General features: G+C 46.5%; 14 protein-coding genes, 1 tRNA gene and 1 pseudogene. 11 read left to right on the forward strand and 5 right to left on the reverse strand.

What is annotated here, in order from left to right:
• Window positions 1-171: 171 nt before the first annotated feature.
• Window positions 172-259: transfer RNA gene (locus tag OGY13_RS10955), tRNA-Ser, on the reverse strand.
• A 236-nt stretch (window positions 260-495) separates the two neighbouring features.
• Here OGY13_RS10955 and ghrA point away from each other — a divergent pair.
• The 4 genes from ghrA to OGY13_RS10975 all read left to right on the forward strand — a co-directional run bounded on the left by ghrA (window position 496) and on the right by OGY13_RS10975 (window position 3,543).
• Window positions 496-1,434, forward strand: a complete 939-nt coding sequence (gene ghrA / locus OGY13_RS10960) for a glyoxylate/hydroxypyruvate reductase GhrA (RefSeq protein ID WP_057067489.1) — start codon at window positions 496-498, stop codon at window positions 1,432-1,434.
• A gap of 209 nt (window positions 1,435-1,643) precedes the next feature.
• Window positions 1,644-2,381, forward strand: a complete 738-nt coding sequence (locus OGY13_RS10965; RefSeq protein ID WP_008784332.1) for a phosphatase — start codon at window positions 1,644-1,646, stop codon at window positions 2,379-2,381.
• 23 nt (window positions 2,382-2,404) lie between these two features.
• On the forward strand, window positions 2,405-2,959 hold the full coding sequence (locus OGY13_RS10970; RefSeq protein ID WP_003832084.1) for a TorD/DmsD family molecular chaperone: 555 nt from the start codon (window positions 2,405-2,407) through the stop codon (window positions 2,957-2,959).
• Window positions 2,960-3,060: 101 nt separating this feature from the next.
• Complete coding sequence (locus OGY13_RS10975) at window positions 3,061-3,543, forward strand: DUF1097 domain-containing protein (protein ID WP_032934412.1); 483 nt, start codon at window positions 3,061-3,063, stop codon at window positions 3,541-3,543.
• Window positions 3,544-3,589: 46 nt separating this feature from the next.
• On the opposite strand, the gene csgG is transcribed toward OGY13_RS10975, so the two are convergent.
• The 4 genes from csgG to csgD are packed head-to-tail and all read right to left on the reverse strand — an operon-like array spanning window position 3,590 to window position 5,941.
• Window positions 3,590-4,423, reverse strand: coding sequence for a curli production assembly/transport protein CsgG (gene csgG, locus OGY13_RS10980; RefSeq protein ID WP_003036082.1), 834 nt, complete (start codon window positions 4,421-4,423; stop codon window positions 3,590-3,592).
• Window positions 4,424-4,448: 25 nt separating this feature from the next.
• A complete protein-coding gene (gene csgF / locus OGY13_RS10985; RefSeq protein WP_003832089.1) occupies window positions 4,449-4,862 on the reverse strand; it encodes a curli production assembly/transport protein CsgF in 414 nt (137 codons plus the stop codon).
• Between the two features lie 25 nt (window positions 4,863-4,887).
• Window positions 4,888-5,286: a curli production assembly/transport protein CsgE gene (gene csgE, locus OGY13_RS10990; RefSeq protein ID WP_008784336.1), complete on the reverse strand. Its 399-nt coding sequence runs from the start codon at window positions 5,284-5,286 to the stop codon at window positions 4,888-4,890.
• Window positions 5,287-5,290: 4 nt separating this feature from the next.
• A complete protein-coding gene (gene csgD / locus OGY13_RS10995) occupies window positions 5,291-5,941 on the reverse strand; it encodes a biofilm master transcriptional regulator CsgD (protein WP_003832092.1) in 651 nt (216 codons plus the stop codon).
• 760 nt (window positions 5,942-6,701) lie between these two features.
• Between csgD and csgB the strand changes: the two genes are divergently transcribed.
• The 7 genes and pseudogenes from csgB to OGY13_RS11030 all read left to right on the forward strand — a co-directional run.
• Window positions 6,702-7,157, forward strand: a complete 456-nt coding sequence (csgB, locus tag OGY13_RS11000) for a curli minor subunit CsgB (protein WP_032941802.1) — start codon at window positions 6,702-6,704, stop codon at window positions 7,155-7,157.
• Window positions 7,158-7,197: 40 nt separating this feature from the next.
• Window positions 7,198-7,647, forward strand: a complete 450-nt coding sequence (gene csgA, locus OGY13_RS11005) for a curli major subunit CsgA (protein ID WP_008784338.1) — start codon at window positions 7,198-7,200, stop codon at window positions 7,645-7,647.
• A 60-nt stretch (window positions 7,648-7,707) separates the two neighbouring features.
• Window positions 7,708-8,040 (forward strand): curli assembly chaperone CsgC, encoded by a 333-nt coding sequence (csgC, locus tag OGY13_RS11010; RefSeq protein ID WP_020996502.1) that lies wholly within the window; start codon window positions 7,708-7,710, stop codon window positions 8,038-8,040.
• A 150-nt stretch (window positions 8,041-8,190) separates the two neighbouring features.
• Window positions 8,191-8,511: a YmdA family protein gene (locus tag OGY13_RS11015; RefSeq protein ID WP_060682392.1), complete on the forward strand. Its 321-nt coding sequence runs from the start codon at window positions 8,191-8,193 to the stop codon at window positions 8,509-8,511.
• 100 nt (window positions 8,512-8,611) lie between these two features.
• Window positions 8,612-9,154, forward strand: a complete 543-nt coding sequence (gene ymdB / locus OGY13_RS11020) for an O-acetyl-ADP-ribose deacetylase (RefSeq protein ID WP_213753143.1) — start codon at window positions 8,612-8,614, stop codon at window positions 9,152-9,154.
• Window positions 9,087-9,353 (forward strand): annotated as a pseudogene (locus tag OGY13_RS11025) (phospholipase D family protein); the annotation flags it as partial. The gene ymdB and the pseudogene OGY13_RS11025, both read left to right, overlap by 68 nt.
• A 54-nt stretch (window positions 9,354-9,407) precedes the next feature.
• Window positions 9,408-10,107: IS110-like element IS4321 family transposase (locus OGY13_RS11030; protein WP_286637622.1), on the forward strand; the 700-nt coding region annotated here is incomplete at its 3' end.

A 10,107-nucleotide genomic window follows, 5' to 3' on the forward strand; every position in this document is an offset into this window, starting at 1 on the left:
GGGGGGATTGACTCGCTTTGCTCGCCCTTCGGGCAGCCCACTCACTCCGTTCGCGGTCTGTCCAGCTGGCTGCGCCAGCAGTCGAACCCCGGTCGGGGTTTCTCATCCCCCCGCAGATGTGCAATATGTGAAAAAAAAGCCCGTACTTTCGTACGAGCTCTTCTTAAAATATGGCGGTGAGGGGGGGATTCGAACCCCCGATACGTTGCCGTATACACACTTTCCAGGCGTGCTCCTTCAGCCACTCGGACACCTCACCATATTGTTGTTCCTGTGCTACCGGAACGGGCGCTAATGTAGGGGAAACACCGCCCCGCCGTCAATCAACTTTTTGAAAAAAATGTGCATTTACACAAACTTCAAGCAACATGGAGCATAAATAAGCGGGAATTGTTTTTTTTGCCAGCATCCTAAAATTTGCTACTCTGATGTTCCCTCGAAAAATGATGATAATAAGTGCGAGAAAGTTCCGCACAACAATGTTCAGGAGACAATATGGATATAATTTTCTATCACCCAACATTCGATACGACCTGGTGGATTAATGCGTTGGCAAAGGCAATACCTGGTGCGAACGTACGTGAGTGGAAAGCGGGTGATAATGCACATGCTGACTATGCGCTGGTCTGGCATCCGCCGGTTGAAATGCTCGCAGGACGAAAATTAAAAGCCGTATTTGCGCTGGGCGCGGGCGTCGATTCTATTCTCAGTAAACTCAATGCTCATCCGGAAATGTTGGATGCGTCGATCCCGCTTTTCCGTCTGGAAGATACGGGTATGGGCCTGCAAATGCAGGAATATGCTGTCAGTCAGGTGCTGCACTGGTTTCGTCGCTTTGATGATTATCAGGCATTGAAAAATCAGGCGAAATGGCAGCCGTTGCCAGAATATACTCGCGAGGAGTTTACCGTCGGGATCATGGGGGCTGGGGTATTGGGCGCAAAAGTTGCCGAAAGCCTGCAGGCATGGGGATTCCCACTGCGCTGCTGGAGTCGTACGCGTAAATCCTGGTCTGGCGTGGAAAGCTTCGCCGGTACTGAGGAACTGGGCGCGTTTTTGAGTCAAACTCGCGTGCTGATCAACCTTCTGCCTAATACGGCAGAAACCGTAGGCATTATTAACGCTGATTTACTTAGCCAATTGCAGGATGGCGCCTACGTGCTGAACCTTGCACGCGGTGTTCATCTCAATGAAGACGATCTTCTGGCATCGCTGGAAAGCGGCAAGGTGAAGGGGGCCATGCTGGATGTTTATAGCCGTGAACCGCTGCCAGAAAACAGCCCATTATGGAAACATCCGCGTGTGGCGATGACGCCACATATTGCCGCAGTTACCCGTCCGGCAGAAGCGGTGGACTATATCTCCCGCACGATTATGAACCTGGAGAGCGGGCAAGTCGTAACAGGTCAGGTCAATCGCGTTCGGGGATATTGATGGTAACCCGGCAAGTACCGGGTTTCAGCTGAAATACCCGTTATACTTCAAGCTGCATGTGCGTTGGCTACGGTTGTTCACCTGAATCACTTACATAAGTAAGTGATTCAGGTATCACTCCCTTGCCACCTGCCTGCGACTCGAATTTTAGGGTATTAATGGCGGCGATACCTGCTATCCTTGACGGAAAATGACTACAGGAGAGAGTTATGTATCCCGTTGACCTGCATATGCATACCGTCGCCAGCACCCACGCCTACAGCACCTTAAGTGATTACATCGCGGAAGCTCGTCGCAAAGGCATCAAGCTATTTGCCATTACCGATCATGGACCGGACATGGCGGATGCGCCTCACCACTGGCACTTTATCAATATGCGTATTTGGCCACGTGTCGTGGATGGCGTGGGGATCCTGCGCGGAATAGAAGCCAATATTAAGAATATTGAAGGTGAAATTGACTGTTCAGGTCCGATGTTTACCTCCCTGGACCTCATTATTGCAGGCTTCCATGAGCCGGTTTTTGCACCTCACGATAAAGACACCAATACCCAGGCAATGATAGCTACGATGGCCAGCGGTAATGTGCACATCATAAGTCATCCGGGAAATCCCAAATATCCTGTTGATATTAAAGCAATTGCGCAGGCGGCGGCAAAGTACCAGGTTGCACTGGAAATCAATAACTCTTCGTTTTTGCATTCGCGTAAGGGCAGTGAGGATAATTGCCGTGCGGTTGCTGCGGCTGTGCGTGATGCTGGTGGCTGGGTGGCGTTAGGGTCGGATTCACATACCGCTTTCACGCTGGGAGAATTTGGCGAATGCCGTAAAATCCTGGATGATGTTAATTTCCCTGAAGACAGAATTTTAAACGTCACACCTAAACGTCTATTGGCGTTTCTGGAATCGCGAGGCATGGAGCCGATCGCGGAATTTGCTGAACTGTAATTGTTACTAACTGGAATATATCAATGAACGAGTTTTCTATCCTGTGTCGTGTACTGGGCTCGCTGTTTTACCGCCAACCGCAGGACCCTTTACTGGTTCCCCTGTTTACCCTGATTAGTGAAGGTAAACTGTCCGCCAACTGGCCGCTGGAACAGGACGAACTGCTCACCCGTTTACAGAAGAGCTGCGATATGCCCCAGCTGGCTGCAGATTACAACGCGCTGTTTGTCGGTGACGAGTGTGCAGTGCCGCCTTATCGTAGTGCCTGGGTAGAAGGGGCGAAAGAATCCGATGTTCGTGCATTTCTTTCAGCCCGGGGCATGCCGCTTGCTGATACACCGGCAGATCACATTGGTACGCTGTTGCTGGCGGCTTCATGGCTTGAGGACCAGTCTGCGGAAGATGAAAGTGAGGCGCTTGAAACCTTGTTTGTAGACTACTTGCTGCCCTGGTGCGGTACGTTCCTTGGTAAAGTTGAAGCGCACGCGAACACGCCTTTCTGGCGTACGATAGCACCGCTGACGCGTGATGCCATTGGTGCGATGTGGGACGAATTGCAGGAAGATACAGACGAATAAATGTGACGTGCGTCACTTAAAGGTGCAACTCAATTTATAAGCTTGCATAAATTGTGTGCGCGATCTCATTACCATGCCGTTTTTCTGCTAAGATGCGCGGCATGAACATACTTCTCTCAATTGCAATCACAACGGGCATTCTCTCCGGGATCTGGGGATGGGTGGCCGTTTCTCTTGGTTTACTCAGTTGGGCTGGCTTTCTGGGTTGCACGGCTTATTTCGCCTGCCCGCAAGGTGGGTTAAAAGGACTGTGGATCTCGGCGTGTACGCTGCTAAGCGGTGTGGTGTGGGCGTTGGTGATTATTAACGGTAGTGCGCTTGCTCCGCATATGGACATTATTGGTTATGTCATGACAGGAATTGTCGCGTTTCTGATGTGTATCCAGGCAAAGCAATGGCTGCTTTCATTTGTACCGGGCACGTTCATTGGCGCATGTGCAACATTTGCAGGGCAGGGCGACTGGCGACTGGTTGTACCGTCACTGGCACTGGGCCTCGTATTCGGCTATGCAATGAAAAACAGTGGTCTGTGGCTGGCATCTCGCCGTGAAAATAGAATATCGTCGACGCTGACCAGTAAATAAAAAAGCGTGAGGGTTTTCCTCACGCTTTTTATGCTGTATAGACCCATCAGGATTCTGGCGGTACCGACATATGACGGTATTTAACCAGGATGTCATTATCAACTTGTTTCTTATCCTGCAAATCCCACAATCCGCGATCGATGCCGTCATTAATCAGGAAGATAACGCCCGTTTCAATCGCTGACATCAGACAAAGCATAACCGGTTCGTTAGAGGTGTAGCCAATTTCACCTTCCAACAGACGCTGGTAGTCAATAAAGCGGAACACCCCAGCCTGTACTTCATAAGACAGAATGGTTTTACTGGTATTCACTGACGACAGGATCTCACCGGTGCTGACGTTAACTACGCGCAGGTTTACCGCTATCTGGTCGAGCTGGTATTGCGTATCGGCGCCAATACCAAAATAACGTGCACCGACACCACCCGATTTAACGTTGCTTTCATAACCGATAATTGACCCTTCAACCATGACGTTTGCCGCGGTCAGGGACTGTAGCGGGATCCGGTTATTAATCGCAACCGTACCGTTTTCCTGAGCTGCACGAATGATTTTGCGTTCGTTAAGCAAGTTCTGTAACCCCTGACGTTCCAGTGGGACGAACCAACGAGAATCTTTCAATGCAGTGACAAGCATAGCCGTGGCGCTTTGCGGGACGGCGGTTGAGAAGTTACTTGCCGGGTAAGGTTTAAATTGGCCAGTCTCATCCTGAATGTTGTATACCGACACAAAGATCTTACCTGTAGGCATAGGCAGATGCGTCAAGTCTTTATAGCTTTGGGCTCGGGGCATTAATGTCGGCTTAGCGGCTTCTTGAGGCGGAGCTGTTAAACATCCGCTGAGTAAAATTACTGCCACCATGATAAGTAAACGCTGCATGATTATTTCCTTTCGTGGCTATAACTTAGAAGTCGGTCGACTGTGTTTGTAAACCCGACACTTCAATTGTCGAAGTTTTCCCCGATTTCCTGTCGGTGACATTCAATTGCAGTTGTCCGTCCCGGTTGGCGATATCAATGATAAAATCATTGGTCACCATTCTTCCTGGTTTACCGGTATTAATGTTGGTGAGTAGGCCACCGAGAATTTGTGACTGAATCGCCTGAGTAAAGTTATCCAGAGCTGACGGGGTTTCAATACCGTAATCGTCATAGCTTGGATCTTTATATGAGTTCTGGGCCTGGGCGCTGTTCAACAGAAAAGCACCATTATTCGGGTTGCCACCAAAGTTTGGGTTGCGAAACTGGAACGTCATGTTTCCGGCCCAACTTAATGGTGAAATTAGCATGAGCAAAACCACTGCATGTTTAACACGCATGAAAGCCTCCGGACAAAATCATGTTTTAGAATTCATCACGCGCTAAATCGCTAGTGCTTAATAGTGTTTGATCTATTTGCCGGCGATTTAATGCTTCCTCAGTTTGTGCCAATGCGAAGACTACAATTTTGTCGAAGTCTTTTTTCGTCGGAAATAAAAAAGTCTGGAAGATAACGTCCTGATTGACCGTTATGGTGATCCAACTTCCCCAACGCGCACTGGGTCTTTCATTAATGGTTAAGTTTCCTGTGTACTCGCTTTCCCACTTATCACTAAAGGCCCGATAAAAATCATGCCCGATTGAAGAGACAGTGTGGTCAGTTAACAGCCCGGGAACCTCCACCTCTACGGTTGTCGCTGCGTGCAGACTCCCGGCAGCAAAGAATAAATTTGCTGCCACAATCCAGGTCAAATACCGTTTCATGGCTTTATCGCCTGAGGTTATCATTGGCCCATGAGACCGCCTGCGTACGGTTTTTGACAGCTATCTTTTTGAAAAGATTATAAAGATGTGTTTTTACCGTATTTTCACTGATAAACAGTGAGCGAGCGATTTCAATATTTGAGGCGCCGATACGCAATTTATTAAGGATCTCTTTTTCACGGTGTGTCAGCAGTGCCGACTCCGTGCTGTTATAACGATAATTTCCAGAGTGCGTGATCAGATAACTGGCAAGTTTTTGCGTGAAGTAACATTCACCGCGCAAGATACCCTGCAAGCCGCTTACGACACGCTGCTCGTCTTCAGTTGCGTAAAAAACACCATTGATATGCGGCCAGTTTTCGATATCCCGATAAGGGTAATCATCAGGAGTATTCAACAATAACGTCTTTATATTGTTGTTTTTTCTACTCAAATTATCTTGCCAGTAATGGATCAGTTTTTTATCTGCCTCCATCATATCCAGTAAAACAATGCAGCTGGAGGATATATCATCCAGAGAACGTTGAATATTATGTAGTTTTCCGGTGAGTGCCAGTGATTGTTTTAAATGCTGTAATAATGCAGTTGCCTGCAAAGAAGGTTTTGTGATCAACAATAATGTATGACCATGAATACTATGGACTTCATTAAACATGATGAAACTCCACTTTTTAGTCGCACACCTGACAGCTGTCTCTACTAAAATAGAGGCACCAGAAGTACTGACAGATGTTGCACTGCTGTGTAGATATAAAATATCGACCCAAAGGGGTGAAAATATTAAAACAAATGGACTTCAACTGATTTCAATCTAGCTATTACAAATCTTAAAGCAAGTGTTAAACATGTAACAAATTGTAAAATTATATATTAAAATGTGATTTTATGGTTTTATTAGAGTTTAGATTTGATAGGAAAGTTGTACATTTTACCTTTGCTGCATAGATTTAAAAAATCATACAAATTATAGTAACGCATTGATTTTAAATCAGTTAATTAATGGTTGTTGAGTTTTATATTTCTAATGAATTCTAAAATCCTTGTCTCAATTTACGTTGGTCAATTTTAGATGGAAAAAAATGACTTTTGTCACGACTTGTACCGATGTCTATCTCGACGTTGTACTGAGAGGCCCTGATATCGTGCAAAATGCACTTTCTCAGTGACTGCATAGAAATTCATTACTGATAGCAAAATAAAAATAAAAGCCAGACCTGAAGCGGTGTTATTCACTGTTAATTAGTACTTTGGTGTGAATCCGGATATAAAAATACCACTCGCGGGTGAGTTATTTAAAATGTTTCCACGGACATACTCTTCATCGTAACGTGGCGTTAACAAATGTAAGTCATGTTAACAACAATTTGAGTGGTAATTAATTTAACTTCATGTACGACCAGGTCCAGGGTGACAACATGAAAAACAAGTTGTTATTTATGATGTTTACAATACTGGGTGTGCCTGGGATTGCATCCGCAACCAGTTATGATTTAGCTAATTCAGAATATAACTTTGCGGTAAATGAATTAAGTAAGTCTTCATTTAATCAGGCAGCCATTATTGGTCAGGTTGGTACTGCTAATAGTGCAAATACTCGCCAGGAGGGCACCAAGTTATTGTCGGTCATTTCGCAAGAAGGTTCAGGTAACCGGGCGAAAACAGATCAGACGGGATCAAATAACTTTGCATATATTGATCAAACGGGTAGCTCTAATGATGCGAGTATTAAACAAAGCTCTTACGGTAATACGGCGATGATTATCCAGAAAGGCTCTGGTAATAAAGCCAATATTACCCAGTACGGTACACAAAAAACAGCAGTTGTGGTGCAGAGACAGTCGCAAATGGCAATTCGCGTTACTCAACGCTAATCCATAAACGACGTTTAAATCAATCCGATGGGGGTTTACCATGAAACTTTTAAAAGTGGCAGCATTCGCAGCAATCGTAGTTTCTGGCAGTGCTCTGGCAGGTGTTGTTCCGCAATGGGGCGGTAATCATCATGGTGGCGGTAGCAACTATGGCCCAGACTCTTCAATGAGTATTTACCAATTTGGCTCTAGTAACGTTGCGAATGCGCTGCAAAGTGATGCACGTAAATCAGACGTGACTATCACACAACACGGACATGGTAACGGTGCGACCGTCGGCCAAGGTGCTGATGACAGTACCATTAGCCTGAAACAGACCGGCTTCCAGAACAGTGCTGATATCAATCAGTGGAATGCAAAAAATGCTGATATCAGCGTAACTCAGTTCGGTGGTCGTAACGGTGCTGTGGTTAATCAGACAGCGTCTGACTCCAATGTGCTGATTCAGCAGGTTGGTTATGGCAACAATGCTACAGCTAACCAGCACTAATTCAGTTTTCTGACTGATAATAAACAGGGCGAAAGCCCTGTTTTTTTTCGGGAGAATATTATGCACACGCTATTACTCATTGCCGCGTTGGCAAATCAAATAACATTCAATACAACTCAGCAAGGTGACATGTACACCATTATTCCTCAGGTGACATTAGCTCAACCGTGCGTATGTGAAGTGCAAGTCCTTGCCGTACGTAAAGGAAAGGGCGGACAAAGTCAGTCACAGCAGAAAACAAGCCTTTCGGTCCCTGCTAATCGGCCAATTGAATTAACAAAAATGAGCTTTAATATTTCACCGGAGGATTCGGTCAAAATTATCGTTACCGTTTCTGACGGGCAGTCTCTGCATCTGTCGCAACAATGGCCTGACTCAAACAGTCACCCATAATTTTTTGCCGGATTTGCATTAAGGGTGTGGCTGGGAGTGCAGTGCTGTTCTATGAATATAGAAACGAACAAACGTTTTATTTGATCGTAACTCGCAGCGGTGAAGGATCATTGCGATCCCTCAAGGATGATTAATCATTGAGGAACCCTTATGTGTACATTATTAAAGCGTATTTTAAATACCGGTTTGTGGGCTTTTTCTCTTTTAACCCTCCCCGCAATGGCGACGCAAATCTTACCCGGCGGGGTTATTCATTTTCGTGGTGCAATAGTTGAAGCACCTTGCGATGTTAACACTCGACAACAACAGATTGAATTGTCATGTATGCGTGATGGCACGATGAGTAATAGTCTCTACGACCTGCAACAGGTCACGACAGCGCCTCAGAGTGTGGAACAAATTGCCACGGTGAAAATGCATTACCTCAATGAACAGAAAAGCATGGCTATTCTGAATATTGAATATAAATGAATCATTCTGGCGTAGGTATGCACGCTTATGGCTAAAAAGTGAGATTTCAAGGAAAACCCTGCTGTACACTTAACGGAGAGTGTTTTGTCAGGGGGAACTTATGCAATCGCGTGTTCATGTGTTACAGGGCGACATTACGACGATCGCGGTAGATGTGATCGTCAATGCGGCCAACTCCTCGTTACTGGGAGGAGGTGGAGTCGATGGCGCGATTCATCGTGCTGCCGGGCCTGCGTTGTTGGAGGCCTGCAAACAGGTTATACAACAACAGGGAGAATGCCCAACCGGGCATGCCGTTATCACGTTGGCTGGAGCGCTTCCGGCAAAAGCAGTTATTCACACCGTAGGACCTGTCTGGCAAGGCGGTGATCACCACGAGGCTGAACGACTTGAAGAGGCCTATTTAAATACATTACAACTGGCCTTAGCCAATGGTTATCAATCCATTGCTTTTCCAGCTATAAGCACCGGAGCTTATGGTTACCCACGTGCTGCAGCGGCAGAGATCGCGGTGAAAACGGTGTTGAAATTTATCACCCGACGTACGCTACCCGATCAAATATACTTCGTGTGCTTTGATGAAGAAAACGCTCGACTATACAAGATATTACTTACCCAACAAGGCGATGAACGCACGGACTGATATGACGCGACTTGAGCGTGCCATCACGCCGCTATGCGTAAACCACCCGGGAGAATGCGGCATTCTGACGTTGGATGACAGCCTGGATGCGTTTGCTGCTCGCTATCGGTTGACGGAAATGGCGGAACGTACCCTGGATGTTCAGTATTACATCTGGGAAAGCGACATGTCCGGGCTATTGTTATTTAATGAGATGGTCACTCCCTCCTTCCCGGTACTATGCTGAGGACAGGCTTTCATTCGGAGAACTATCATGGAAAACATTGCGCTCATTGGTATCGATCTGGGTAAAAACTCTTTCCATATTCATTGCCAGGATCGTCGCGGGAAGGCTGTTTACCGTAAAAAATTTACCCGGCCAAAGTTGATCGAATTTTTGGCGACATGCCCCGCTACAACCATCGCAATGGAAGCCTGTGGCGGTTCTCACTTTATGGCACGCAAGTTGGAAGAGTTGGGGCATTCCCCAAAGCTGATATCACCACAATTTGTCCGCCCGTTCGTTAAAAGCAATAAAAACGACTTTGTCGACGCCGAAGCTATTTGTGAAGCTGCATCGCGTCCGTCTATGCGTTTTGTGCAGCCCAGAACGGAATCTCAGCAGGCAATGCGGGCTCTGCATCGTGTCCGTGAATCCCTGGTTCAGGATAAGGAAAAAACAACCAATCAAATGCATGCTTTTCTGCTGGAATTTGGCATTAGCGTTCCCCGAGGAGCTGCCGTTATTAGCCGACTGAGTACCATTCTTGAGGATAATAGTTTGCCTCTTTACCTCAGCCAGTTATTGCTGAAATTACAACAGCATTATCACTATCTTGTTGAGCAGATTAAAGATTTGGAATCCCAGTTGAAACGAAAGTTGGACGAAGATGAGGTTGGACAGCGCTTGCTGAGCATTCCCTGCGTCGGAACACTGACAGCGAGTACTATTTCAACTGAGATTGGCGACGGGA

The organism is Citrobacter sp. Cpo045 (genome assembly GCF_030332875.1).
GTDB lineage: Bacteria > Pseudomonadota > Gammaproteobacteria > Enterobacterales > Enterobacteriaceae > Citrobacter > Citrobacter portucalensis.

Bases quoted from the DNA above. Each gene is read 5' to 3' on its own strand.
- ghrA (WP_057067489.1), top strand. From the start codon at position 496: ATGGATATAATTTTCTATCACCCAACATTCGATACGACCTGGTGGATT.
- OGY13_RS10965 (WP_008784332.1), top strand. From the start codon at position 1,644: ATGTATCCCGTTGACCTGCATATGCATACCGTCGCCAGCACCCACGCC.
- OGY13_RS10970 (WP_003832084.1), top strand. From the start codon at position 2,405: ATGAACGAGTTTTCTATCCTGTGTCGTGTACTGGGCTCGCTGTTTTAC.
- OGY13_RS10975 (WP_032934412.1), top strand. From the start codon at position 3,061: ATGAACATACTTCTCTCAATTGCAATCACAACGGGCATTCTCTCCGGG.
- csgG (WP_003036082.1), bottom strand. From the start codon at position 4,423: ATGCAGCGTTTACTTATCATGGTGGCAGTAATTTTACTCAGCGGATGT.
- csgF (WP_003832089.1), bottom strand. From the start codon at position 4,862: ATGCGTGTTAAACATGCAGTGGTTTTGCTCATGCTAATTTCACCATTA.
- csgE (WP_008784336.1), bottom strand. From the start codon at position 5,286: ATGAAACGGTATTTGACCTGGATTGTGGCAGCAAATTTATTCTTTGCT.
- csgD (WP_003832092.1), bottom strand. From the start codon at position 5,941: ATGTTTAATGAAGTCCATAGTATTCATGGTCATACATTATTGTTGATC.
- csgB (WP_032941802.1), top strand. From the start codon at position 6,702: ATGAAAAACAAGTTGTTATTTATGATGTTTACAATACTGGGTGTGCCT.
- csgA (WP_008784338.1), top strand. From the start codon at position 7,198: ATGAAACTTTTAAAAGTGGCAGCATTCGCAGCAATCGTAGTTTCTGGC.
- csgC (WP_020996502.1), top strand. From the start codon at position 7,708: ATGCACACGCTATTACTCATTGCCGCGTTGGCAAATCAAATAACATTC.
- OGY13_RS11015 (WP_060682392.1), top strand. From the start codon at position 8,191: ATGTGTACATTATTAAAGCGTATTTTAAATACCGGTTTGTGGGCTTTT.
- ymdB (WP_213753143.1), top strand. From the start codon at position 8,612: ATGCAATCGCGTGTTCATGTGTTACAGGGCGACATTACGACGATCGCG.